24 protein-coding genes and 1 other RNA gene are annotated in these 25,405 nt (G+C 39.0%); 8 read left to right on the top strand and 17 right to left on the bottom strand.

Going from position 1 to position 25,405, the window contains the following annotated elements; genetic code table 11:
- Nucleotides 1-36: 36 nt before the first annotated feature.
- Both F9Y84_RS12825 and F9Y84_RS12820 read left to right on the top strand, forming a co-directional pair.
- The gene (locus F9Y84_RS12825; protein ID WP_147389072.1) at nucleotides 37-1,944 is read left to right on the top strand and encodes a hypothetical protein; all 1,908 of its coding nucleotides are present in this window, start codon (nucleotides 37-39) and stop codon (nucleotides 1,942-1,944) included.
- 85 nt (nucleotides 1,945-2,029) lie between these two features.
- A complete protein-coding gene (locus F9Y84_RS12820; protein WP_147389073.1) occupies nucleotides 2,030-2,230 on the top strand; it encodes a hypothetical protein in 201 nt (66 codons plus the stop codon).
- Nucleotides 2,231-2,524: 294 nt separating this feature from the next.
- Here the strand turns inward: F9Y84_RS12820 and F9Y84_RS12815 are convergent, their stop codons facing one another.
- The 3 genes from F9Y84_RS12815 to F9Y84_RS12805 form a co-directional block, all read right to left on the bottom strand.
- The gene (locus tag F9Y84_RS12815; protein ID WP_147389074.1) at nucleotides 2,525-2,896 is read right to left on the bottom strand and encodes a hypothetical protein; all 372 of its coding nucleotides are present in this window, start codon (nucleotides 2,894-2,896) and stop codon (nucleotides 2,525-2,527) included.
- 39 nt (nucleotides 2,897-2,935) lie between these two features.
- On the bottom strand, nucleotides 2,936-4,867 hold the full coding sequence (locus tag F9Y84_RS12810; RefSeq protein ID WP_147389075.1) for a PKD domain-containing protein: 1,932 nt from the start codon (nucleotides 4,865-4,867) through the stop codon (nucleotides 2,936-2,938).
- An 80-nt stretch (nucleotides 4,868-4,947) separates the two neighbouring features.
- On the bottom strand, nucleotides 4,948-5,328 hold the full coding sequence (locus tag F9Y84_RS12805) for a hypothetical protein (RefSeq protein ID WP_147389076.1): 381 nt from the start codon (nucleotides 5,326-5,328) through the stop codon (nucleotides 4,948-4,950).
- Between the two features lie 116 nt (nucleotides 5,329-5,444).
- Here F9Y84_RS12805 and F9Y84_RS12800 point away from each other — a divergent pair, with 116 nt between their 5' ends.
- From F9Y84_RS12800 to F9Y84_RS12790, 3 genes are all read left to right on the top strand, one after another.
- Nucleotides 5,445-5,663 carry a helix-turn-helix domain-containing protein gene (locus tag F9Y84_RS12800; protein ID WP_147389077.1) on the top strand — a complete coding sequence of 73 codons (219 nt, stop codon included), beginning with the start codon at nucleotides 5,445-5,447 and terminating at the stop codon, nucleotides 5,661-5,663.
- 129 nt (nucleotides 5,664-5,792) lie between these two features.
- Entirely contained in the window at nucleotides 5,793-6,014 is a 222-nt protein-coding gene (locus F9Y84_RS12795) for a helix-turn-helix domain-containing protein (RefSeq protein ID WP_147389078.1), read from the top strand.
- A 15-nt stretch (nucleotides 6,015-6,029) separates the two neighbouring features.
- Nucleotides 6,030-7,079 (top strand): restriction endonuclease, encoded by a 1,050-nt coding sequence (locus F9Y84_RS12790; RefSeq protein WP_147389079.1) that lies wholly within the window; start codon nucleotides 6,030-6,032, stop codon nucleotides 7,077-7,079.
- On the opposite strand, the gene F9Y84_RS12785 is transcribed toward F9Y84_RS12790, so the two are convergent.
- Nucleotides 7,076-8,761, bottom strand: coding sequence for an Eco57I restriction-modification methylase domain-containing protein (locus F9Y84_RS12785; RefSeq protein ID WP_225740664.1), 1,686 nt, complete (start codon nucleotides 8,759-8,761; stop codon nucleotides 7,076-7,078). The two genes, F9Y84_RS12790 and F9Y84_RS12785, sit on opposite strands and share 4 nt — an antisense overlap.
- A 380-nt stretch (nucleotides 8,762-9,141) precedes the next feature.
- Here F9Y84_RS12785 and F9Y84_RS12780 point away from each other — a divergent pair, with 380 nt between their 5' ends.
- Nucleotides 9,142-9,429 carry a pyocin activator PrtN family protein gene (locus F9Y84_RS12780; protein ID WP_147389080.1) on the top strand — a complete coding sequence of 96 codons (288 nt, stop codon included), beginning with the start codon at nucleotides 9,142-9,144 and terminating at the stop codon, nucleotides 9,427-9,429.
- Between the two features lie 426 nt (nucleotides 9,430-9,855).
- Here the strand turns inward: F9Y84_RS12780 and F9Y84_RS12770 are convergent, their stop codons facing one another.
- The 13 genes from F9Y84_RS12770 to F9Y84_RS12710 all read right to left on the bottom strand — a co-directional run bounded on the left by F9Y84_RS12770 (nucleotide 9,856) and on the right by F9Y84_RS12710 (nucleotide 22,556).
- Entirely contained in the window at nucleotides 9,856-11,331 is a 1,476-nt protein-coding gene (locus F9Y84_RS12770; protein WP_147389081.1) for a serine hydrolase domain-containing protein, read from the bottom strand.
- A 227-nt stretch (nucleotides 11,332-11,558) separates the two neighbouring features.
- Nucleotides 11,559-11,929: RNase P RNA component class A (rnpB, locus tag F9Y84_RS12765), an RNA gene on the bottom strand.
- A 44-nt stretch (nucleotides 11,930-11,973) separates the two neighbouring features.
- On the bottom strand, nucleotides 11,974-13,155 hold the full coding sequence (locus F9Y84_RS12760) for an ABC transporter permease (RefSeq protein ID WP_147389082.1): 1,182 nt from the start codon (nucleotides 13,153-13,155) through the stop codon (nucleotides 11,974-11,976).
- Between the two features lie 3 nt (nucleotides 13,156-13,158).
- Nucleotides 13,159-14,448: an ABC transporter permease gene (locus F9Y84_RS12755; RefSeq protein ID WP_147389083.1), complete on the bottom strand. Its 1,290-nt coding sequence runs from the start codon at nucleotides 14,446-14,448 to the stop codon at nucleotides 13,159-13,161.
- The gene (locus F9Y84_RS12750) at nucleotides 14,439-15,143 is read right to left on the bottom strand and encodes an ABC transporter ATP-binding protein (protein WP_125251145.1); all 705 of its coding nucleotides are present in this window, start codon (nucleotides 15,141-15,143) and stop codon (nucleotides 14,439-14,441) included. The genes F9Y84_RS12755 and F9Y84_RS12750 overlap by 10 nt, the downstream gene beginning before the upstream one ends.
- 17 nt (nucleotides 15,144-15,160) lie before the next feature.
- On the bottom strand, nucleotides 15,161-15,943 hold the full coding sequence (locus tag F9Y84_RS12745) for an ABC transporter permease (RefSeq protein ID WP_147389084.1): 783 nt from the start codon (nucleotides 15,941-15,943) through the stop codon (nucleotides 15,161-15,163).
- A gap of 1 nt (nucleotide 15,944) precedes the next feature.
- Nucleotides 15,945-16,733: an ABC-2 family transporter protein gene (locus F9Y84_RS12740; protein WP_125251147.1), complete on the bottom strand. Its 789-nt coding sequence runs from the start codon at nucleotides 16,731-16,733 to the stop codon at nucleotides 15,945-15,947.
- On the bottom strand, nucleotides 16,730-17,716 hold the full coding sequence (locus F9Y84_RS12735) for an ABC transporter ATP-binding protein (protein WP_147389085.1): 987 nt from the start codon (nucleotides 17,714-17,716) through the stop codon (nucleotides 16,730-16,732). The genes F9Y84_RS12740 and F9Y84_RS12735 overlap by 4 nt, the downstream gene beginning before the upstream one ends.
- Nucleotides 17,717-17,726: 10 nt before the next feature.
- On the bottom strand, nucleotides 17,727-19,118 hold the full coding sequence (locus F9Y84_RS12730; protein WP_147389086.1) for a radical SAM/SPASM domain-containing protein: 1,392 nt from the start codon (nucleotides 19,116-19,118) through the stop codon (nucleotides 17,727-17,729).
- On the bottom strand, nucleotides 19,108-20,520 hold the full coding sequence (locus F9Y84_RS12725; RefSeq protein ID WP_167508217.1) for a radical SAM/SPASM domain-containing protein: 1,413 nt from the start codon (nucleotides 20,518-20,520) through the stop codon (nucleotides 19,108-19,110). The genes F9Y84_RS12730 and F9Y84_RS12725 overlap by 11 nt, the downstream gene beginning before the upstream one ends.
- 11 nt (nucleotides 20,521-20,531) lie before the next feature.
- Entirely contained in the window at nucleotides 20,532-21,932 is a 1,401-nt protein-coding gene (locus F9Y84_RS12720; protein WP_147389088.1) for a radical SAM/SPASM domain-containing protein, read from the bottom strand.
- A gap of 200 nt (nucleotides 21,933-22,132) precedes the next feature.
- Complete coding sequence (locus F9Y84_RS12715; protein ID WP_167508218.1) at nucleotides 22,133-22,273, bottom strand: hypothetical protein; 141 nt, start codon at nucleotides 22,271-22,273, stop codon at nucleotides 22,133-22,135.
- Nucleotides 22,274-22,406: 133 nt separating this feature from the next.
- Nucleotides 22,407-22,556, bottom strand: a complete 150-nt coding sequence (locus F9Y84_RS12710; protein ID WP_167508219.1) for a hypothetical protein — start codon at nucleotides 22,554-22,556, stop codon at nucleotides 22,407-22,409.
- Between the two features lie 422 nt (nucleotides 22,557-22,978).
- On the opposite strand from F9Y84_RS12710, the gene F9Y84_RS12705 reads away from it, so the two are divergent.
- Nucleotides 22,979-25,039, top strand: a complete 2,061-nt coding sequence (locus F9Y84_RS12705; RefSeq protein ID WP_167508220.1) for a winged helix-turn-helix domain-containing protein — start codon at nucleotides 22,979-22,981, stop codon at nucleotides 25,037-25,039.
- Between the two features lie 34 nt (nucleotides 25,040-25,073).
- On the top strand, nucleotides 25,074-25,247 hold the full coding sequence (locus F9Y84_RS12700) for a hypothetical protein (protein WP_167508221.1): 174 nt from the start codon (nucleotides 25,074-25,076) through the stop codon (nucleotides 25,245-25,247).
- The last annotated feature ends 158 nt before the right edge of the window (nucleotides 25,248-25,405 follow it).

Here is a 25,405-nt window from a genome sequence, read left to right as displayed (position 1 = left end):
CAGCAGGATCAAAAAACAAAAAAGGACTTATTAAAAATGAATTTTAACAATGAAGATTTCAAAAATAAAAAAGCAAATCAAAAGCAAAATAAAATTGAAAAAGCATCAAAATCTTTTAATAAACAGTTAGAAGCTAGTGAGCGTCAACAACAACAACACGAAGAAGCTAAAGCTAAAGCAGCATCTGAGAAGATGATGCTAGACTTAGAGAAGCTTGTAAAAGAAGCTGCAAAGCAACAAAAGATAAGCGATTTCAAAACAAAATCAGCTAAGAAATTAGTATCAACTTTTAGAAATAGATTACCGATTGATAAACATTTCAACAATAAGATTCTGAACGTCTTTGAAGCTAATAATAGAACACCGACAAAGCAAATCACAGGGCGTTTTAGCTCGATAAATTACAGAGCTATGCAACAAGGAAAAAGGTCACTAAAAACGCTTAAAAACAGCCTTACACATTCATTGAGGTTACAGAAAAAAGATGTTTTGGAATGGGAAGACCAACTAACAGAAAAAAATTTGTACTTTTATAATAATACTATCTATAAAGGTGATGAATTTAATGACATTAATCAGAAAATTTTTGATGAAATCATTTCGGATAAAGAAACAGATCTGCTGAATCAAGATGATATCCAAAACAAAAAGGCCATAAAAAGATTATCAACATCTAGAGCAAACTACAGGAAAAAAGTTCTAACTATTGCAGATGATGATGCGTTCAAAAAGGTCATTAATATGCTTGAAAATAGATCTAGCAAGTTAAAAGGTAATGAAGATGAAAAGATAGCCCTGATCATAAATAAAGCGCGAGAGATGGCTTATAAGCGCATTGAAAATTTAAATCTATCACCAGCCAAAGCAGAACAGAAAAAACGTAATTTTGAGAATTTTATAAACATAAGAGATAAGCACATAAAAGCTAGAAGTGAAAAGCGTATTTTCTCAAGCGCACAAACATGTCTAATACAAGAAAGTGTGTTTAAAATCCCTCATAAAAACGGGGATCTGTCAAAGATTGAAGCTCAAGAGTATATGCAAGTTGCACAGACTTGGTTTAAAAAAGCATATCCTAATCACCCTGTAATTTTTGGTGCTATCCACCTTGATGAAACAGCCGATCTTTCCATTCGTTCTGGTGATAATTTACATTTTTTTGTTAATGGTAAAAACTTTCAAACTGGTGAGTACGATATCCGCCAAGCTCAGATTGATTTTGCTCGTAAAGAGCAACACAGACTAAATAAAATTTACGATATTGATTTCAATTTAGATGAAGATAACGGTTATAGACTTACTGACAAAGAAATGACCTTAATAGGCCAAATTATAAACTTATCTTTTTATACAGAAATGCAGAACATGCTTTTTAGACATAACATTGCATTAAAGTTTCTAAATTCCACAGAAAAATCTTCTTTTGAATATATTCAAGCTTGCCTTCAAGAGCAACTCCCTCTTTCATGTCGTACACAGAGCCGTTATCAAATGAAAAAAGAAATGACTGAACAAGCACAGATTGGGCTTGAGAAAACACAAAGATTGTCTGTTAAAGCAAAACAAGACTTAAGGGCTACGAATGAAACCATTGAAAATAAACAGAAACTCAAAAAGGAGCTTTCTTCAAACATATTGTCAAAACTTAGTAAAATAGATTTGCTTAATAAAGAAATTGAAAGTCTTACTAAAGCAGCACTTAAAAAGATTAATTATTGGCAACGCACCATTGAAATAAATGATATTGAAGTCAATAAACAATTCGCAACAAAAGAAGCTGCTGAAGCTATAGATAAGCTGAATCATGTTTCTCCAAAAGTTACAGATAGAATAGTTAAAAGTGCTGTTAAATTCGAATCCGCCAAAGACAACTTTATTGAAGAGCGATTTAAGGTGTCAAATCAATTAATTTACAAATCACAAAATAAAAGAAACAAGTTATAATAAAAATTATTTTTTAAATCATGGTTGACAAATACCCCAAGTGAGATAAACATTCAAGTTACAAATAAAAATTAAAGGAGAAAAAATGATTAATATATGCAACTTTTGCGCTGGCACTTGCTTTGATGTTTCACGAGAGTTCGTTGGTTGTTCAATCGAATGGAAAAAAGAAGTTAATTCGGTTGTTAATAAACAGCTCGATCAACCAATTGATCCTAATGAAATTGATGGATTTATTATTTGCAGTAAGTGTGAAGCAGTAAATTATCTTTTTGTAAGAGAATAATTTCATCTAAAAGTATGTAACTAACGCGCAAGCTTGTTTCCTCAAAATTTCAAACAAAACAAGTTTATTATAAATTTTCGAGCTTCAATAAAAACATAAACATTATAATCCAGTCCATCTGGATTATTTAGATCAGAATCACTACAGAAAGCCCACAAATCACGTCATCTTGCCAATCAACGTAATCATATCAGCAATCAGTAAAAATGGGTTACAGAGCGTGATAGTGATGATTTAGACATAAAAAAGGTCAGCAATTGCCAACCTTTTCACAACTTAAACTTTACCAAATCTCTAGAATAAATTGCTGGTCATTTGGAATTGTCTTTGAACTTTAAATGAATCTGAATCTTCATCAAAATTAACTAGGACTGTGTTCATATTTTCAAAAGCCACTTTGTACGACTTTTCTTCTTTAACTTCTTCCACATCTTTTATAGAACAGTCAATCTTATTCGATATATTATGCTCATACATATCCATATTCATTTTATGAAGTCCCTGAAATGCATTTATAACATCAGGATCGGCAATATCTTTCATCTTAAAATTTGCTTCCGCAATATTATCGCAGAACTGAACTGCTACTGATTTAGCGTCAGCAGCAGGATCACCACAACCAGTTATAGCAGTTACTAAAGCTGATATTATTAGTAGTTTTTTCATTTTATTAAGCTCCGTTTGTTTTTCTTTTTAGTCGTTAAATTAGTTTTTTCGTCTTGCCAGTAATCCACCACAAAGTAGAAGCATCAGCCACCCGAATGATCCGCCACTACTGCTTTTCTCTGGTTGTGTAGTTTCTGGCGTACTAGTAGAGGTTTCGACATTTTTCACCGTTACGATTGAAGAAGTACTTACTTCATCAAAACCATCAGATACAAAAACCTCTACTGTTATACCTGTATCATTTGAAACGTCAGGAGCTGTAAAAGAAACTGTATTGGTTGTATCGCCACTTAAAGTGATAGAAGCACCGTTAACAAGCCAACGATAAGACAAAGCATCATTGTCATCATCAGAGGCTGTTACAGAGAGAGATACACTGTCACCTTCATTGACGGTTTGATCTGCTGGTAACTCAATCACAGGGGAATTATTTGGTTGAATAGTAACAGTCACTTCACCTTTTATATTATCAACAGAATCAGAAACACTAGCTTCTAATATCACTGTACTAACAGCATCAACTAAAGGTGCAGTAAATGACACTGTAGCAGTGTCAGAACCGTTTAAAGTAACGCCTGAACCGCCTGTTTGTCCCCAATTAAAGGTTAAAGCATCACCATCAGCATCTGAAGCTACAACAGTCAGTTCGACTGGAGATCCAAGACGAACTGTAAGATCATCAGGCATGGTCAAAACAGGTGCGTTATTTAAAATTACTGTTTGATCTTTGAACTCAATTACTTCAATACTTTTCAAAGAATCAACATCACCAGTTGACAGGGAGGTTACAGTGACGAAGTTATCACCCTGATCTATTGAATAATCAGCTTTATTACCAGGATAAATGACTTTATCTGAGCCTAAGCCCCCATCCAGTTCATTATTGGCTTCATTACCAACTAACGTATCATTACCTGAACCACCTATAGCATTTTCAATAACCGTATCAAACGAAATAGCAAGGCTGTTGTGGCTTCGGTTCATGTGTTCACCGCCAACATCAGCATCATAAAAACCTGTAGGGTTTGGAGCAATTGAACTGAATGCGCCAGAGCGTAAATCAATAACATTGTTTCGCTCACTGTTGGTTACGCTGATCGTATCAATACCGTCCGTATCAACAATCATCTTGTGATATGAAAAAGTATCATCATATTCATAATGGTCATTTTCAATAGGCTTGGCAGGTGCGCCATACAGGTGTTGGAGTGCTACAACGTCATACTTTTTAACCGTAGTGGGTTTGTACAATTCAGAGGTTGTTGCGGGTAAGTTGTAAGACATTGCAGTAAACATCTTATTTTCTTCACTGTCATCCAAAAGACGTACTATTGTACCGTTATCAATGTACGCAGGATGTTTCAAACCCAGCGCATGTAAGACTTCATGAACTATTGCGTCTTTAGAACGAGATACATCATGCTTAAAATCAATATCGTTTGTTTTTTTACGATCATAAGGTTGAATATCACGATTAGGATCTAGGTAATTTAAGTAGTCATTTTCACCAACATGAACAATTCTAGGACGAGAGGCATCACTATCGTTTGTTGGTGGAAATTCGGCACCAGCAGCATTAGAGCTAATTGTAAAAATAATATTGGTGTTGGCAACATCACTTACTTCAACAAAAGTAACACCTGTCACCGAGCTGATATTTTCAAAAACTTCTAAAAAAGCCTCTTTTTCATAATCTTTAAAGTCACGTTCAACGCAGCAGTCAGCATATGGATAACCAAAATCACTACCAGCAAAAGCATAAGTGACTGTAACAGATGTCCCTAAAGGATTATTGTAATTCCACCTGCTTTCTTCATTGAGAACAAGCGCATCTAAAACGTATTGCTTGGAATATTTTTCATTCTGAACATATGAATGCGTAGTATTCATATCAAATGGTTCTGTTGCATTTGAAGTAAAATTAAATGAAGCCAAAACAAGCGCTATAGGGGTGATAGTTAATTTTTTCATTACGTCCCTTTAATTAATCATATAAAGATCACAAAAGGCCAGTTCATAGACCAGCCTTTCAACAATTTAAAATAAAACATTTAAATAAGTTTTAGTGTATTGATATTATTTTCTTTATATACGTACACTTTCTTAAACTTCTTAAAATAGAACTTCGTTTGCTTTTTACTTTCTCTCGTCTCTACGATCTCACAATCATATTTTTCGGCTTTAGTTTTATGCCTTGCTATTTCTTTCTCATTGGCAAAATAAATACTTTTAAATTCTTTCCAATCGCTTTCATTACCAACTAGAACCTGTAATTGTTCTAAGTTCGTATCTTTCATTGCAGTGCAATAAAGCGTGGCCAACTCTGGCGCAGACATTTTTGCTAAATCTTCATTCGCAATCACTTCAGTACCACAACCTACTAGACCAGCAGTTACCAAGCCCACAGCAATGGCCTTTTTCAAATTCATCATATCAATTCCTTATAACCCTTCTTCAAAAACAAATTCCAAGTGTGACTTGGAGATATAGATTACAAGACTACTTAAAATTTCTCAATAAAAACATGAATTTATTGAGGAACATCTAGGTGTTAGATCAAGATGAAGTTAACGCATTGATATCAAAGAACTTACGAGCAATTAGACTAGAAAGGGGGTACTCATTACAGAGGCTTGGGGATGTGCTGAATTGCTCTAACCAACAGTACTCTCTATTTGAACTCAATAAAAATCGTATATTCGCTGCTCAGCTTGCTTTGATAGCAGATTTTTATGGGGTTGATATTGGTTACTTTTTTAGTGAGTAACCTACTAAGTAATTGTAATCACAAAAGCTTACCAGAAAGCTCTATGTCAAGCTAAAGCGATGCTACTTATAATCTGTAGACTTATAGTGTTCATATGCAATTATCCTTTTGAAAATAAAAGAGGTAATCATGCGAAAGCCAAGTACAGAGCTTCTAAAGATATTAGCCAATAATATTCAATGTTTAAGAAAGGAAAGCGGCCTTTCTCAAGAAGAGTTAGCTGAAAAGTGCGGTTTACACCGAACCTACATTGGTTCAGTAGAAAGATGTGAACGAAATGTAACTCTTAGCACACTAGAAGCTCTATCAAAAGCCCTCCAAACCCCTATTCCACAATTACTAACTAAATAATGGACTTAAAATTTTATGGATACGTTATCTTCTGCTGTAACTAAAGTTACCAATATTTCCAATTCTGGACTCTCAATATACGACCAAATCGAAACAGGAGATCTAGATTTATGGCTAACTAGTGAAGAGTTGTCATCTATTTTAAATGAAAAATTAAAAGGGAACTCTTTTGAAAACCTCCCAATTAGAACTCGCTCAAAAGTAGCAAAAGAACTAGTTTGTGAAGCACTCGGATACCCTCAACCAAAATCATTTAAGAAATGCCAGCCCAGATTTACTGGTCAATTCTTTGATACGTATGTACAAAAATCAAATAACCTTCAAGTTTGGAACGAAGAACTAGATGTTGAAAGAAGATATGTGATTATCCGTACAGACGAAAATGACATAATAACAAAAGTTAAAGTTATTTCAGGAAGTGATTTAGCTGCATTAGATACAACAGGAACATTAACTCAAAAATTTCAAGCTCGCTTATTACCCACAGATGAAACTTATGAATTAATAAGTTCTCAGGATACGCCGAATGTCAATACATTGTTAAATGAGAGTGTTAAGAACTTATCTAGCAGTTGCCCTATATCTAAACCTCAAGCAAACCTACTACTTCCAATATCTACATGCTTCGAAAAGCTAAAATCTATTGTGGGTAAATCGTTCAAAGATGCTGGAGCAGATCAAGAGCGTAATAGGGGTGCAGTGCTTCATGCTTTAGTTTGTGAAGCTTTAGGTTACTCAGACTATAGAGACAATGGGCAATTTCCCGATGTTAAACATCAACTTTTGGAAGTTAAATTACAAACTTCTCCAACTATAGATTTAGGTTTAGTTTGTCCAAATAGTGAAGCATACCTTGATATTGAAAAAGTAAATGGTTATCAGATAAGGCATTGCGATGTCAGATATGCTCTTTTCTATGGGAATATAGAAAATGGAATGGTTAACATAACTAAATTATATTTATCAACAGGCGCAGATTTTTTTAGCAGGTTTGAACAGTTTGGAGGTAAAGTTTTAAATAAAAAAATTCAAATACCTTTACCCCGCAATTTTTTTGACAATTAAGATTCGATAGGGAGGTAAAAAGCCTCCCAAACTAATTCATTTAATTTGGCTTGAATGCTATCCGATTTCTCTTGATTTTCTTCATTAAAAATTTCTTTAGCCATATTAATCATTTTTAAAGAAATTTTAGAATCAGGATCTGGTAAAGGGAACTTTTCTACATACTGAGAGATAAACCTTCTTTTATTCGAATACAGTTTATTATTAAATTTAATATCATAAAATTTTTCTATAAACTTTGAATTTGCTACTGCCAAAATAAGCCACAATATATCATCAGACTTTGAATAAGTCTCATTAGTCATCCAATAACAATCACCATTAACAACAGATTTTTTATCATCTATCCAGAATGTAGGCTCTTCACAAATATCTCTAAATACAATTTTCTTTTCTAACCAGAGTTTGGGGTTTTGAGGAACCCATATTTCGTACCAGTTCCTTTTAGCCTTGATTACATAGTTACGTGCTTCCAATTGCTCTCGATGTTGTAATAAGTACTCTTTACTAATTGGGTACTGTTCAATATCAATAGCTTTCTTTTTTCCCTCTCGCACTTCATGGGTATACAGTATCTTTTTTGTTTCACCTTTAGCTTGCTTAAATCTACCTGCAACATGGTGAGTTATCAGAGGTTTGAGTAATTCTGGTTCAAAGCCCGTTTCTTCTTTCCAAAAGTCTTTGATAAAAACATTATCTGCTGTGGTTTTTACACCAACTCTAATTTTTCCAATATCTCCAAACTCTGCCCAAGTATTATTTTTAATGTGATCCAGCCATTTCTCAGAATCTTTATCCTGTATTCTCCAAATATCCTTTGGCTCAGAATCAAACACTAATTTCCCACGTTTTACTTGGTAAGATTTACCATTAGCGCATTTCACTATTCCATCAAGTAATACAGCGTCTACAGGGGTATCAGCATATAGATTTGATTCTTCTGTTGACTCATATATTGAGCTAAATTCTGTTTCTGAAATATTGTTTTCAGATTTAAGTGAAAATAACAATACTGCTGGTAATACAGCTGCTTCGAAAAGCTTTGTATCACCAAAATCCCAAATATTATATATATCATATAAACTAAAAAGTGACTTTCTTAACTCGCCAGTTCCTTTAGTGGTAAGAAATCTATTTGATACAATTACGCCAGCAATGCCATCTTCTTCAAGGCATTTACTCATACCAACTAAGAAAGCTTGGTAAATATCAACTCTACCTTTGAGACCAAAGTTCTTTGCAAGAATTTGTGCTTTTTCAGAACCTAATACTTGAGTTCTTATATAAGGTGGATTTGCAATGATTAAATCGAATTTTGGAATTGATATATCTTCTAAACATGTACCGACATTTAAGCAAAAGTCTAGAAAATCTCCATTTATAAGATTAATTTTAACGTTTGGAAAATATTGATGAATTCTTCTCTTGCTTAACTCTATTGACTCAGCATTAACATCAAAGCCAAATACTTCTACTTCTACACCTTCCCCAATAGTTTCCAGTAAACTTAAAATCAACTCAGCATCGCCAATAGCTGGATCTGCAATCGTTAATTTTTTTTTATTATTTGATTTTTCTAAAATCCTTGAAGCTACAAACTGAGATAACTTCTGAGGTGTGTAATGAGCACCTTCACTTTTTCTACATTCTACATGTTCATATCTTTCTACGGTTGCACTCATTGATTCTCTACTTATAGTCATCATTATTTAGCTATACTAACATGGTTTAAGTTTAGTGAAAATGAATTACATACCTTCTAACCAAGTCCTAAGTACTTCGCTCGCTATCTTGCCTCTATTGTAGTTGATGGCTAAATTCCTCTTGAAGCAATTAATACTCTTATCTCATTTGTAAGTTTTACTTTTAAAAAATATTTTGTGTTTGTTATTATGTTACAGCTAGATTTAGCAAGACTCGCTTATTGTACATTGTCTAAAAAGTAGCAATGTTTCAATGGGATTACGCAGTAAGCTATTGATAAAACTATTTTTAGCTAAATCTTCTTTTTCATAAGTGATGAAAGTTTGAGTGCTGATGCAATAAACGATCAGGTGATCTTATGACAAAAGCAAGAAATGCTACACAAACACAAACCGTTTATCTTCTGATGGCTGAATATGGCGCGAAGATCATGATACCACTCGAAGATCTAGCACTTAAAGTGCTGGGTATGAGCGTGAATACAGCCAAGCGCAAGGCAAAAAGTAATGAATTACCTTTTCCAGCGGTGAAGCTCAATGATAGTCAAAAAGCACCTTATTTAGTTCATATACAAGACTTGGCTGCTTACATTGAAAACCAATGTAGTTCAGCTAGGATCGAATGGGGAAAAGCACAGTGTTTTTAACGTGGCACAGTGAGGGGACAAGCAATTGTCCCCTTTCTTTTTTAATTCATTCAACCCGTAAATTTATCCCTTTTTATCCCCTGCGAATTATCAAAACAAAATAACAATCTGATTTAAAAGGAAAATAAAATTCAATCCCGCCAATCCAGCATGGGTGCAACGCTAAAGCGGCGAAAGGCGTCAACGCAGTGGTTCGGTGTTTGTGGCGCTAAGGGTGGAGTTGGTTGTTGGCTCATGGTATGGCTTTCTCAATCAGATTTGCTATCAACGAGCAGTGCTAGATTATCTATAGCAGTACATAGCTCAAATAGGTGATTGTGTATTATACCGCAGCTTCTAATAGTTCTTAAGTATAAATACACAAAAAAGCCGCAAGCCCTTGAACTTGCGGCTCTTAACCTGTCGGGCTTGTGGCCTTTTGATGACTTATAGATGGCGCTCTACTTCCGCCATTTTATTTTTTGCAAACTGGCTATTTGGGTTGATGGTAAGTAGTTGCTGGTAGTGCGCAAATGCTTGTGCATATTGCTTATTTAACTCATACGCTTGTGCGATACTGTTGTGGTAATAAGGCTGCTCGTTATTTTGCGTCAGCGCAAATTTAAAGATTTCAATGCCATTATTAACTTGGCCATTTTCAACAAGTTTGTTGCCCCACTCCACCAAAATCTCTAAATCATAAATTACGCCAGTATCTTGTTGCGCTGTTGCAAACGTCGCGGCAAAGTTGCTAAAGCCTCGCTCATCTGTGAGCTGCGATAAGTATGCCATTGGCTGATAGGCCTTTTGCTTACTTGGCTCATTAAATTCTGGAATATAATATGCGGCAATATCATCGACAAAAGTAATGGGTAACCCGCCCAGTAGATTAGTAAGCACGATTACTGACACCTTGTCTTCAGGATAGGTGATCACTGTCACCGCGTCGCCACCGCTGGCACTGATCGCTGAGTGATATTTGCGCTGCGTTACCTGCCAGCCCATTGCATAGCCGTTTTCTTTGTTGTTAAAGGCCTCAGTGCGACCATTATTCAGCGTAACTGGTGTCCATAGCATATCCAGCTCTTTAATTAGTTTACCTTGTTGTAACGATACAAGATAATTAGCCAATTCTGTTGCAGTTGAGCTCATTCCTGCTGCAGTTCTTAGTATGTAAGGGAATTCACCGTAAAAGTTTTTATAGTTCCCCTCACCTAAATGAATATATTGACGAGCCTGATGAGGCACCATGCGTTCAAGATAATCAAATCCAGCTTGCGCCGTTTGCGGCATATTGGCGCGTGCTAACTGCATCTTGGTAATAAAAGCAGGAAACCCTTCTGGTACATATTTATCAATAATCTTACCCAAAATCACATAGCCAGTTTGGTTATAACTAAAACGCGAATTAGGTGTAAATTGAAAAGGCTGCTTTTGTACAGCTTGCCATGAGGCCTCTGCATCGTTTGGGACAATGGTTTCTAAGCCAGCACTTAATTCGAGGATAGGCGGTAACCCAGTTGTATGACCCATTAACTGATTAATTTTGAGTGGCTGCCAAGCCTCTGGTAACTCCGGTAAGTGCTTACCAATTTCATCATCAATATTTAAATAGCCTTGCTCAGCGAGCTGCACAATTGCAACACCGGTAAACGCCTTTGTCATCGAGTTAATCGGAAATAATGTCTGCTCCGTCACTGGTACTTGATGCTGTAAATCTGCAAAACCATAACTTCCTTGCTTAACTACTTTATCGTCCTTAATAACGGCCAACTGTAAGCCCGGAATGTGTCTTTCTTTCATGAGGGTTTTGATCAGCTTATCGACCGACTCAGCTTTGACCAAAGATGAAAATAATGCTGACCATAACAGCGTGCCAAGCCATAACACAGTTGATAATAATACTTTGTTGTTCTTATACATGTTCGTTCCATTGCTCATTTCGTTTGAGAGATAGTGCTATCTTTCCAAGTACTATACCAACATTAAAATTCATTTATAATCAAAAGGTTAAATTAAATCTAGAGCTATTTGTAGTAAAAGAATTAATAAAAAGTGGTGAGATGGACAAACAAGTGGTGTATTTAACAAGAAGTAGTAAAGTGGAAGTCTCAAGCGTAAACATCTCATGTTGGGATGTTTACGCTTGAGGTGTGAGTCAGCCTATAAGCCGGGTTCTGTTCTCTCCCGAGGGAGATCGATAATCATTCGTCTAGGCCTAGGATCGCTCCTAGGCTCAAGCAACCTACCCGGTTCCGATGCGGGCCACACCATAAGGAACCCTATTTGGTCTTGCTCCGGGTGGAGTTTACCTTGCAACCAACTGTTACCAGTGGCCCGGTGCGCTCTTACCGCACCCTTTCACCCTTACCGGTCCCGAAGGACTTAGGCGGTCTTCTCTCTGCTGCACTTGTCGTAGGCTCACGCCCCCCAGCCGTTAGCTGGCACCCTGCCCATTGGAGCCCGGACTTTCCTCCCCCTGATCATTTTCGTCACAGGCAGCGATTATCCGGCTGACTCAGGCGGTGGATTATACGCAGTATTGTGCCAAATAGATATAGCCCATTATTGATAAATTGTTTCTGCAATAGTTTGCTTTTGGCATTTCATTAGGTGCAGTTGAACAATGATTAACACCAATATTTGCAGACCGGCTCCGAATCCAAGTATATACTCGACTTGAAGTGGCTCTATTGAAAATTGACTTTGCAACCAAGGACTCAGCAATAACGATAACAATCCTCCCAAAAGCACCCCAAGCATGCAAACAAGGGTAAACTCTCCAGCAACGGCGATGCTTTGTTTACGGTGACTGATCCCAAGCGCACGTAATATTCCCATGGTTTTTTGTCTCGCCACAAAGTTAAACTTTACGACCCCCCAGACAGTTGCAAAAACCACCAACATAAATGCCCCCATCACAGCAGATAGCATAGCGCTCAATGCAAAATCTTTTCTCAATCCAGCAGCGCGATAGCTTGGTAATACGCCGCTTTTTGCTATTACTCGCTTTAGCGCTTGCTGTTGCAGCGCATTCTCCAGCATACTTTGTGCTATCGCAGTGTCTGTATCTGGCGCAAATTTCACTAACATCGATGTCCACTTGCCCAGCTTCACTTGAGGTAGCACGACCACAAATTGGCCTCGTGTAGATTTAAAGTTTGCGCCCACCAGCGGATCAATGACTCCTACTATGGTATAGCTACTATCACCTGCGGTGATAACTTTGCCAACAACAGAATATTCACCAAATAACTTGAGTGCGAGCGCCTTGTTGATTAAGGCCACACTGGCATCTTCATCACTACTGACCACATCATTCGAAATAAAGTTTCTACCTGCAATGATGTCCACCGCTAGGGTTGGGACAAACTGCTCATCGGCATAAAACACACTACTGGTTAATTCATCATTGCTATTGGGCTGCTGTAACTTCAGCTCAGGACCGCCGCCTCCAAATGGCACGGGGGTCGCAAAACTGACAGTCTCCACTTCAGCCATCGCTAGTAGTATTGCCTCATCCTTTTTCGCTTGCATATCATAGTCAACATCCTGCTCAAGGTACTTGAGCCATACCGAGAATGTTGTTTCACCAAAATAAGGCGTGTGCTTTATCTCTCCTTGTGCTTTGTTCAGTACCGCTGCGGCATTCACCATCACCAACAAGGCTAAGGCAATAATAACGGCCATCAACAAATAAGGGAGTTTTCGATACGCTAAAAATTGAAGTGTTGTTTTTATTATCATTGCTTACCTCTGCACCGTTAACCCATCAGCATTACAGCACTTACCTATTGGCAATGCACTGGCCAAGAATACACCAATAAAGCATGTTGCCACTGCCAACATCACCGGCACTACATTCATATTGGCGACCTGTGCATAACTGCTGCCATACAGAAGCTCCATGTAAGACAGCCCTATTGCTATAAATATCACGCCTAGCAAACATCCAAGTGCAGTTAAAACACTTAACTCCGCTAACAACAGTTTTATGAGGTATTGCTTTGATGCGCCTATGGCTCGGTATACGTTCAAGGCATGTTGTCTTGAGGCATAACTTGCAAAGAGCAACCCTGCAACACAGAGCAAGCAAATTAATAAAAATACAATCGCCAAAAAGAGTAGAAATTGACTATCACTATTAACTACTTCGTTTTCACGCAACCATTGAGATGGGGTCAGTAGTCTAAATTTATCTTGACCGCGTAACATTCGGCCAGATTGGTGTAGCGCGTTTGCATACCCAGCCACACGCTGCTCATAGGCTTGCATTTGTGCGCCACTGTCAAAACTAACCCACAGCTGTAGCCAGATCATGGTGGTATTAAACACGTCCTGAAAACCACTCAGCGGCTCATTGCGCCACCCTAATAAGCGCCCGTGTGGCAAGACACTGTTTTTAACTGCGGTAGAAAATGGAATAAACACGCCCTCAATATCTGAGTATGGTGCTACATGTAAATCGTATATCTTAGGTGTCATACTAAATTCAAACAGCACACCGACAACCGTATAGGGACGATTATCTAGCATTAGCGTTTTACCAACGCTATTTATACCGTTAAATAATTGCGCGTTTGCTTGTTGAGACAAAACTACCACCTCAGTTTCATCATGCTCATCTTGCATAGACCAAGCATTTCCATATCGAAATGGTATCGTAAATATGGAAAAAAAGTCGGGGGTGGTAGCTCTGGCTGTGAATTCATAGATATAAGGCGAATCAGGTACTTGTGACACCAGCTTTGAGTCGTAAGTTAAAGCACTTTTCCCCATTTCGTTCAGTGCGGCGAGCTGCTTTGCATCTTGATAGCTCAGAAGCGGCGGAGAAAAGTCAAACTCTTTGTCTGGACTCCAATCATCTAACAACACATATCTTGTGGTGTGCTCAGCATATGACATTGGATTGCTAGACATGACGTGATACACAGAATAGGTAGTGCCAAATGCCCCAAGGCCGGTGGCGATAAGTAATATAACTAATGCACTAATCAAACTCTGTGACTTAAGGTTATTAACTAACGAGCCTAACCGCATGAAGCTAACTCCTGCTGCTGAGACTCTATGATATTACCGTCCGACAACATAATTTGCCTCGTTGCCAACTGTGATAAATGCTCATCATGCGTCACCATCAAAATGGTAGTGCCTTCTGCATTAATTTCTTTCAACAGTTTCATAATTTCCATTGCCATTTGCGAATTCAAATTCCCTGTTGGTTCATCGGCGAGGATAACTTTAGGCTCTGAAATCAATGCACGCGCAATCGCAACCCGTTGTTGCTGACCTCCAGAGAGCAAGAAATGCTTGTGATCCATTCGCCCTTTTAGTCCCATCCTTTCCAGCTGATATACCGCTTTTTCTTTTGCTATGGCAGAGGAGACACCCGCTATTTCTAGCGGCAACATCACGTTATCTAGCACCGTCATCTCAGGTAATAAATTAAAATTTTGAAAAATAAACCCAATATATTGGTTTCTCAGCTGCGAAAGCTGTTGGTCTTTCATTGTTGCAACGTCTGCTCCCGCTACTTGTAAGCGCCCAGACTGAAACTTCTCCAACAACCCGATTGTATTTAGTAACGTTGTTTTTCCTGCACCGGATGGCCCAACGATAGAAACAAACTCTCCTTCCTCAACTGCAAATGACAGCGAGTTAAAAACCTGCGTCTTAATATTGCCGACTTGATAATACTTTCCGAGTTCACTGGCTTTGATAATGGCTTTTGACATCTTACTTCCTCTTATTATTAACCACCCAAAGACTGATATTTAGGTCTTCCTACCGTCCATAGCAGTTTACTGAATAAAATAAATACCAAGAGCCATAGTAGTTGTAACTCAATTGCACTGAGCCCTGTGACACTTTGGCTTGGTAAAACTTGTGAAATTGGTGCGTGAAAAAGTGCAGCAAATGGAGAATAAAGGGCTATTTCTCCTAGCCATTGAGGCAAAATACTCAAAGGTAATAACTGACCTGAGAGCAGCATCATAAAGCTAAATAAAATATCTCTTAGCCCAAATACCTTTTCCAACCACAATGATAGTAGACCAATAACTTTTTGAATTTCAATTAATAGTAATAAGGACAACCATACTGAAAACGTGAACATCACCCAACTAAAGACGCTACTTTGCTGAGGGGCGAGCCACACTGCAATGACCAGTACAGGCAAGGCGAACAGCGCATCAATCCCAGGTCTGGACAGGTTTTTTATTGAGATTAGCGTTAAATAATTGAAAGGCCGACAAAGGAATTTATCCAGTCCTCCTTCATTGATATCACTCCATACTTGATAGTTCACAGTATATGCTGATGATAAAAATGAATTAATAAAATGCACTAAAAAATAATACATGACGATATGTTGCAAGCTGTAACCCGCAACTGAGTCAGTAAAGTGAAATATCCCTTGCCATAGCATGTAAATAATCAACAACTGCAATGGATGCGATAACACCCAAGCGTACAAGTTTGTTCGAAAGTGGGTTGCTTCTTTTAACTCTAACCGGAGTAATTGTAATACGCTCATCTTACCCCCCTAACGAGTCGTAACGGCGCAAAGCGCAGCGCCAAAGCCAGACAAAGCCACATAGCCAGAAGAGTAAAATAACTCCCTGAATAATCAGCATCGAGGCTGGCTCGTCATACATTCCAACAAGAAACATGACCGGTATAGATGACACTAAACCAATGGGCAAAACATAAATAAGAAAGTGCTGTAATAATTTAGGAAATAAAGTGATGGGATAGCGCTGAAAATCGCCAAAACTATTGATTAAATAAAATAACCTGTCCACATTACCAAACCAAAATGCACTCAGTGCAATGCAACCCTCCATCAGTACCAGCGTTAAACTGCCCACCAAAATAGAGATTGAAAAGTACACAAAAGATAGCGTAGTAAACTGGTAGTCATACACTTGGTCCATAAAGAAGAACAAAATGCTACAAGTTAATAATGAATGGCCCGCAGCCCAAATCTTGGTATCTTCAGCTAGTAACGCTAACAAAGGGGAAACTGGACGACAAAGGTATTTATCAAGTTCACCGTTGATCACCTTGCTACTCATGGTAGTGAATCCGAAAAATAGCATTCTGATTGAAGAAAATATTAAGCCAACCAAAATAAGTAGTGCCAAGCTCCCTTTGTCCCACTCACCCAGTGGTGAGTCCAGTTGTCGTAGTAACGCATCCCAAAATAAAATAAAGATCCCCTGATAGATAAGGATGTGTATGATGCTAATAATAAAATCACTACGAAATACCGATAAATCTTTGAGTGACAACTGCAAGAAGCGAATAAAAACCATGCTATTCATAACGTATTTCTCGCTGCAGTCATAAAGTGATGAATGGCATGATCTAAGCTCGGTGGAGAGAGGTTGACGTCTTTCACGTTAGGGTGAAAAGCCAGCCGTGACAGCGCTTCTTTCGCAAGTTCAGTTGAGGTCTTTATACGATAGTGATTATCTTCTATCAATTCGTATTCGAACTCAGACAACAACTGGCTATCAAGCGCTGAGCAGGTTTTAATTTCTAATACCTTACCGTGCTCCAATGACAAGATATCCGAGGTTTTACCATCAAATAGCACTGCGCCTTGCTCCATTATCACACTGCGCTGACAATAGTGATGAACATCTGCCATATTATGAGATGTCAGCACGATACTCGTGCCTTCATCTCGATTAAGCTGCAACAAGAAGTTCATCAAATTAAGCCGCGAAACCGGATCCATGGCAATGGTTGGCTCATCCAGAAAAATAAGCTGTGGCTGATGTAGCAACGAAGCGACAACTTCAGCTTTCATGCGCTGACCCAAAGAAAGTTTTTTCGGTGGCGACGACAACAAATCTCTGAGTCCAAGTAACTCGCTGAGTTGCTCAATGCGACGTTCACTATCTTGGCGGCTGAGTTTGTAGATAGAAGCATAAAGCCGAAACGACTCAATGATAGCCACATTCCACCACAGTAAGCTCTTTTGCCCAAATACGGCACCAATTTTCTTGGTGTACGCTTTGCGCTCTTTAGATGGGTGATGCCCAAGTACCGTAAGCGAACCAGCATCAGGCTGCAAAATCCCTGTGAGTAATTTCAACAATGTTGACTTGCCTGAACCATTCGCCCCCAACAGCCCCACAAACTCACCTTGCTGAACGGATAGGGAGACGTTATCAATAACATTGATATTCTCTTTTGGTGGTGCAACAAATTGTTTTATCGCCGCAATAACCCCAGTTTGGGTCGACGCCAAAGGTCTTGAAAACGTCTTACACACGGCATTTGCTTTTATCACTTCCATATTTTACACCTCAAAACATTTCCACTGGAGGTTCAGGTAACTTTGCACATAAATAGTCAGGCGCATAAAGTCGGCCATTAATCAATTGAGCGCGGTAATAGCAACGTTGACGCACATTGCATTGCTGAAAATGATCACAGTCAAAACATGGCGTCCCCTCATACTCTTCTCGTGGCGGATCTAGCAAGTATTCCAATGCTTCACCATTCCAGATATCGCGAATAGAAGATTCTTTCACGTTGCCAATTCGAGCCTGTTGATAAGGCATAGTGCGATCGCATGTCGCACACTCTCCATCAGAGCCGATTACCAGTGCCGTCTTACCACCCGCGCAAGAGCCAAAGCCAGGGATCGATACAGACACTTCTCTTTCACTCTTCACGGAGATGTTGCCTATTTCAATATCAGGGTATTGTGCTGATATTTCGTTAACAGCATTAACTAGCCACTCTCGTTGCTGCTGATTAATTAGCAGATCATCATCATGTTTATGTTCAGAACGTAAATAGCTCGACATGCCAACATCTGTAATACCCTTTTCTTCAATGAGGTATCTCAGCAAGTCTGGGATCCCATCAATATTCATGGCCGTCACAACAATATTAGCGCGAACATTCAAATCATATTTCTGACATAGCTCAATAGTTTGGTTAATTTTTGGCAGCCAGTTTTTTACTTTCACAATGGCATCGGCAATTTTTGGTATTTTGCTATCTATACTGACCTGAAGCGTATCTAACCCCGCCTTTGCTAGGCGCTCGATTAAACTCTCCCGTAGTGGCATTTTGGTTGACACATCTACGAATACATCATGCTCAAGCAGGTACTCAATGATCTCTATCATGTCTTTACGTAAGAAAGGATCGCCACCATGCAAATTGACATACTTCACCCCAAGTGCAACACACTCAGACAAAAACTTAAATGCCTGCTCTGTTGTGAGTTCATTTGGCGCAATTTCATTGGCTTTTAATGTCGGGATAACACAATAAACACAATCAGCAGGACAACGATTTGTTGTCATCCACACCACGGTATTGGGCACCTCTAGTTTATTTTGCCAGGGTGTTGGCTCGGCTTGATATATAAAGTCCTCGGCATCATAACGTGCATTAAGCTCAGTAAAAGCATGGTCTTGCACATCGATAAAGTCAGCCGTTTGAACAAGCAAATCACTGATGAGCTGCTGCGCTTCACTTTGCTCAAAGTCAAAAATCTCCATCAATCCATCTCGGATATCCGTGGTACTGTTTTCACCAGTACTCAGTGCAAGCACCAACGCGTGCACCACAGATAAAGAGGCAAACTTCTCTCCATTGTCGACAGTAAATAAGATGACGCGGTTGGACTCTTTGACTAGTCGTGATTTATCTTTTAGCTTTAAGAATTGATTAACAAACACTTTTCACCCCCACCATATATTTGCATGCCCCTTCCTGCGGGCCATATAATGTTCCCGTTGACATGTAAGCACCGTAGTAGCAACGCCCGCGAATATTACAGGTGTCAAAACTGTCACAGGTAAAGCAAGGAGTGCCTTTATACTTATCTCTTGGTGGGTCTAACGATTCTAATAAGGCCGTGCTATTCCATGCTTCAAAAACACTTTGATTCAACACGCTGCCAACTATCATGTCTCCACCAGGTAGCTTCTTATCGCACTTGGAAATGTCCCCATTAGGATAAAACAATAATTGTGTACGGCCGTTATGACAGACAAAGCCGTCAATATCATAATCGATGTCTTTTTCTATCTGTTCAGAGCGATAATACACTTTCAACTTTGGCTGGGTGGCTAAAAAAGTGTCAACCGCATCGCGGACTTCGTGCATTTGTGCCACTGAGGCGTGTAAATCATCATCATGACGCTGTAGGTTATCAGAGTAGGTATCAATCGTGATGGAGTGAGCCCCAAGTCGCTCTAAAGTTTCTAACGTTTCAGTGTAGGCATGAGCATTAAGCGAAGTTAACAGTGACTTCGCGTGCACACGTATTCCCTCTGTAACCATATTCTCAACGGTTTGGCCGATTTTCTTGGCAAACCCACCAATTCCTGTGAGTGATTTCGCGGCCTCTTTTTCTAGGCTATCAATGCTGAAAAACGCATCTTTCAACCCAGCAGCTGCAAGCTTTTTAGCGTTCTCTACACTCACAAATTGTTTACTGATGAAGTCAGGAGTTAAACCGTGTTGTAACGCATATACCATGACTTCATAAATATCTTCACGTAGTAACGGCTCACCGCCTGTCAGTAGTACTTCTTTGCCACCAAGCTGCGCGGTTTCTCTAATCAATCTTTTTATGACATCAATATCAACAGAGGAATCTTCCGTTTTACTACTTAGCGGTGCACCTTGATAACAATACACGCATTTACGGTTACAAAAGTCTGTAACAAGCCACTGTAATGTCATCGGAAATGGCGAGCGATTACCTTTAAATACGGTTGTTCGAGTGGTCAGTGGTGTATGCTGACTTAGCGCTCGTACTTGTGTTCGGACGGCCTCTTCATCAATAGTAACACCTGAAGGCTCATGCTGCTGTGAAGTAAAGTGACGTTCAAAAACGACATCAACATCATCTGTAATTTCTTGTGCATGTTCTGGCGCAATATCAAAATGACGCGGTAAATCTTCCACTATTTTTTCAACTGTCCACTGCTTATCTAACAAAGACAAGATATAGACAACCAAAGGGTGTAACTCAATACTCGGCGTTTCTTGCTGTCCCGCGATGGGAAAGTAGTCAAGCGAGTAGCTATCTGCGTGTTGGTGAATGACACCAAGTTTTCCAAATCTTCTCATCGCCATCACTCCTACGCATTAATTACGTGTACATCGATCTCATTACTTTTATGAAATTCACCGATGGGACAATAAAGATCAGGCGCATGAATAGTGCCGAACTTCCCTTTAGCTGTAACGGTGCAACGACCACGGACGTAGTTGCAGTTTCGAAACAGATCGCATTTATAACACGATGTGCCTTTGAAAAATTTACGACTTGGAATGACTATCTCTTTCATTTTTTCAGAGATCCAAATATCCAGCAAACCACTTTCGTTTAAATCACCAAAGGTATTATGAGGTCCAGGTGGTATATGTTCACACTTAACACACAGTCCATTTGGCTGAACGGTGATCCCTTTTAAGCCTTCCATGCACCCTTTGGTTTCGGTCGCTTCTCGTAAATCGAAGTTAAATCCGAACTTTGCCTGCGTATACCTCTCTTTTAGGCTTTTTACTGTGACTTTTAGTTGTGCTTCTTGTTCGTCACTCAGCATAAAACTAGGCTCATGGCGACCACAGGTTTTCCCATATACATCAATCACAAACTCTCTGACTCCCATGGCATAGGTCTGAGAAATCAGCTGCTCAAGATTGTCTACATTAATCGCCGTCATGACTGGCCTTAGTACGACTTTAATACCATTTTCACAGCAAGCGTTGATGGTCACTAGCATGTCATCTAAAGCACCTTCAACACCAACTAGCTTCTCGACCTCCGCTTCGACTACTGAATCTAGACTGACATGAAGCTCTTCTAGGCCGGCTTTTACTAACCGTGCCATCATGTCACCTTCTACTCGCATTTTTGTGATGACTATTGGAATAATATTTTGATCTATCGTATGCCCTATGACTTCTGGCAAGTCTTGGCGCAGTAAGGGCTCTCCTCCGGTGAAGATCAAGCGATTGACACCTATCATTGCGGCTTCATCAATTATTTGAGTAACGCGCTCGAAAGGAAAAGCAATATCACGAGCAAACCCATCAGCTACAAACTTGGCATCTTTATAGCAGTACTTACACTTACGGTTACAATCTTCCGTGACAACCCATACGATAGCTCCCGGTGCATCCTCGCGACGGTTAACGATGAGTGTATCGTCTCCTTCGAACAAAAAAGCCTCTGGGTTATGAGAAAGCAATGATGTGTCGGATAAAGGCGTGTCGGTAAAAAATAACGAAAATCGATTAAGAAGTGTTTCGACAATATCAACCGCTGCTTGCGGTTCGATACTCATTACCTCTGCTATCACTTGTGCAACTTTGCTTTTGTCGTTCTGTCCATCAAATAACACCATAATGAACGCTTGAATTGGATGTATTCTAATTTCGGCTTTTGACCCATTTGGTAACTCACGACAAAGAACAACTAATCCCTCTTCTTCGCGTGGCACAAATTGAATATCCTTTTTGAGCAATGGAACCATTGCAAACCCCTTATTATTGTTTTACACGGCGCGGTATTTTCCCTAACAATCACCAAGTGACGGCTGATAATCATTAAGATAACGGTGAACAACAGCACCAATCTATTGATAAAACTGATGCTGTATTGGGAGCGGATTGATGACATCAGTCGTCTAAGCACTCTCCCTGAAATAACTCAGTGCGGTCTTAACCCACTTTGTTACTTCATTTCTTGCGAGTTACCACCGCCACTGAAACTACAGCAGCTTGAGCAACCTTGTGTACGCATAATGCTTAAAGCATCTTTGCTTACTTGAACTTGTTTTAGTTTTGATAATTTCTTTAGTTTTTGAATACTCATTATTCTTCTCCGAATAGTATTTATCTCAATGCTAAGTACAGTCCCTATCCACCATTGAATTAACATGCCGACCAACATAGTGTGTGACGGCTTGTCGACACAAAGAGAGTAGCGGCGACTGGCTTAAGGATGCTTACTGAATATTTCTCGCTTCTTGTGAGTTACCACCTTCACTAAAGCTACAGCAGCTTGAACAGCCTTGAGTACGCATGATCTGTAGTACTTCTTTAGAAGCATTGATTTTTTGTTTTTGTGCAATTTCTTTAAGTTTGTTGATAGACATTTTTGTATTCCTTTAAATCTCACCCATCTTGTTTAAAACAATGCACGCTGGGTGATAAAACATGCACTGCTATTTGGAAAATCGGTTTAGCTGTTAGGCGCCTCGGGCGAAGGCTCTGATGATTTACACTGACCAGACTCGGGACATTCACTACAGCCATTTTTAAACCACTTAATCTCATTCATTTTTTGCTGTTGAAGTATTTTGGGTTGAGATAGCGCTATTGATTTTAGTTTCTCGAATCGCTTCATATTCACACCCTAATAACAAGCGTTAATCTTTGTGATAATTTATGTTTCACAAACAAACTTATATCCCTTAGAATCATTAATGGAATAACTAAATCCTAATTTTTCAAAAACCGAAACGTATGATATTGTTTTATATGGTTTTATTTTTTAACTCTTACAAGAATGACAATTATGAAAAGAATAATCTTGTTAAAGGACGAGCATAAATTATGTATAGAGGAAGAATTAATAGAGCTAGAGCCGAAGGTTTTTGAAGTTTTAGAGTACTTATATAACAATCAAGATCGATACATTAGTATCAATGAGCTACATGATGAAGTATGGGCCGGGGTGCTTGTCAGTGACGCTGCTGTAAGGCGTTGCATTAGTAAACTTCGTCAAGCATTTAAGGACGACCCTAAACAACCACACTTTATCCAGCATGTATCAAAAAGAGGATATAAGCTGGTGTGTAATGCCAACACCTGTAAAACAACACAGTGCCCTTCACAAGGGCATGGAAATCACCAATGTTCACAGTGGCAAGCAAAAAAGTCGTCTCATCTGTCCCCCTATTTACTGTTGCTTGCATTCCCCCTATTGGCGTTATTTATTCCACTTTCGCAACAAACCTCTATTTCAGCTCAACCACTAGTACAAACAACCGTAGGCGCAGATCAGCTGTCATTTGCTGAGTCAACTTCGGGGCTTTCTGCCTATGCAGCAAAGCTTAATGGAGAACAGGATTATTCCATCATACTGAGCAATCAAGGCACAGGCACAGAAAGTGTCATCATGGAGAACGTTAATTGGCCTGATGCAATGGCATTTTCTCACTCTGGTGAGCGTTTATTTATCTCTGATGTTGTGAAAGGCAACTCGACTATCATCGAGTATAATATTCAAACTGGTCAAACGCGGCATATTATTGACCCTCAATTTCTTATTGCTGATATTTTCCTTGGACCAACTGAAGACACCTTATACTTTCTCGGCGCTTCACACGCACAAAGTGCGTTTCATCTTTATCAGTACAGCCATAAAACAGGCACGATTGAGGCGGTAATTAAAAATGCGGAATCCTATATTAACTTTTTCGCAGGCGCAGTTTCGACACAGCAAGATAAAATCGCGCTGCTTGTTTTCGATAGCTTAGCTGAGCACTCTTATATAGAAATATATGACCTTCGCAGTTTACAACGTATCGGGTTAGTGCCACATTCAAGTAAACTGATAGACCTTGACTGGCGAGACAACAACACCCTCTTAATCGCAACAGAGCAAGGCCTCATAGAGCACAACTTAGAGCAACAAATGCAAACCCATCTTGCCGATGATTTTGTGTACATGTTGAGTTATCAGCCTCAGAACCAGCAGCTTCATATGCTGTCAGAGCTAAAAAAAGGGGCGTTCTTTTTGGAGCTAACACTACCTCTTAATAGTACTCCAAAACGTAAGCTGTATCACTTTGATAGCGACATTCAATCACTTATCAACATAAGTGATGACGGTAGCTTTATTGCCAAAATTCAACATCAAGACAATACACAAATAGTCAAGTTTCAAAGCTCAATGCCAAATAAGAAAGGTGTTTTATTGCAAAGCACAGATAAATTAACCGACCTGAGCCACGCTCGTAAAGCTCAAGCATTTGCAGTCAAACAAGATAAAACCATTATAAAAGTTGACTACACTCACTCCTCCCCGATAACTGAGTCTATCCGCCATACTGCGACCCCTCACAGCGTAGTGATCGCCAGTGATGGGAAAGCCGTTTATTTTACCACTAAGTCAGACTCCCAATGGCTGGTATATCGCTGGGAGCATAACGAGTTGACGCATCTCTTCAGTGGTTTTAAGTTTGTGCGAGAATTTGAGGGAAACTTATTGCTGGCGAATATAGAAGGTGAGCTATTTATCAAACCAAAAGATGCAAGTATTCTTCCTCTACATACTAGAGCAGTATTAGAATCCAATTCAGAAATACAGCTATATGAAGATCTGGTCATCTGGACTGAACATGATTTATCACGTGTTAGCTATCATCAACTCGATATATCAAAAACCGAACCAGAGCACAAAAAGTTTGAGCTACCGTACGACTCAAGCGCTACTAATTTTTACATAAGTAACAGAAACAATGCGTTAATCATCAAAAAAGACGCTCAGACCCAAAGTAGCCAACTGATGGCTCAAGTAAAAGTTACAAAAAAGTTCACTCTTAATTATTTATTGGAAGCGTTAGAAATGTAGAGATGTGGTGGTAGCAAAAAACAAGGAAAAACAAATGAAAAAGCTAACTGCCATTTACATCATATCTCTGTTCTTTACCTCAATGACCCAAGCTAGTTCTCTTGGTATGAAACAAAGCGAGCAAGTACTACCAACACATAAGTACAACAGCACTCTACAATCTGGTATGTGCCTTGTGACACCATGGAAATGCAGTAACGACAAGTGATCTGAGTTTGGAATAACAAGGTGTAGTTACGTGAATTAGTTCAGACAAGATCTGACATTTCGATTTGAAAAATTGAGAGTTACCCGTTTTGATAAAGGTGTCGAATCTTTGTTCAAAACAACTAAGGAGTAACTCTCATGTTACATACTAACAATCCA

The sequence above is a fragment of the Pseudoalteromonas peptidolytica genome, assembly GCF_012641745.1.
Classification (GTDB): domain Bacteria; phylum Pseudomonadota; class Gammaproteobacteria; order Enterobacterales; family Alteromonadaceae; genus Pseudoalteromonas; species Pseudoalteromonas peptidolytica.
This window is presented reverse-complemented; position numbering and strand designations above follow the sequence as displayed.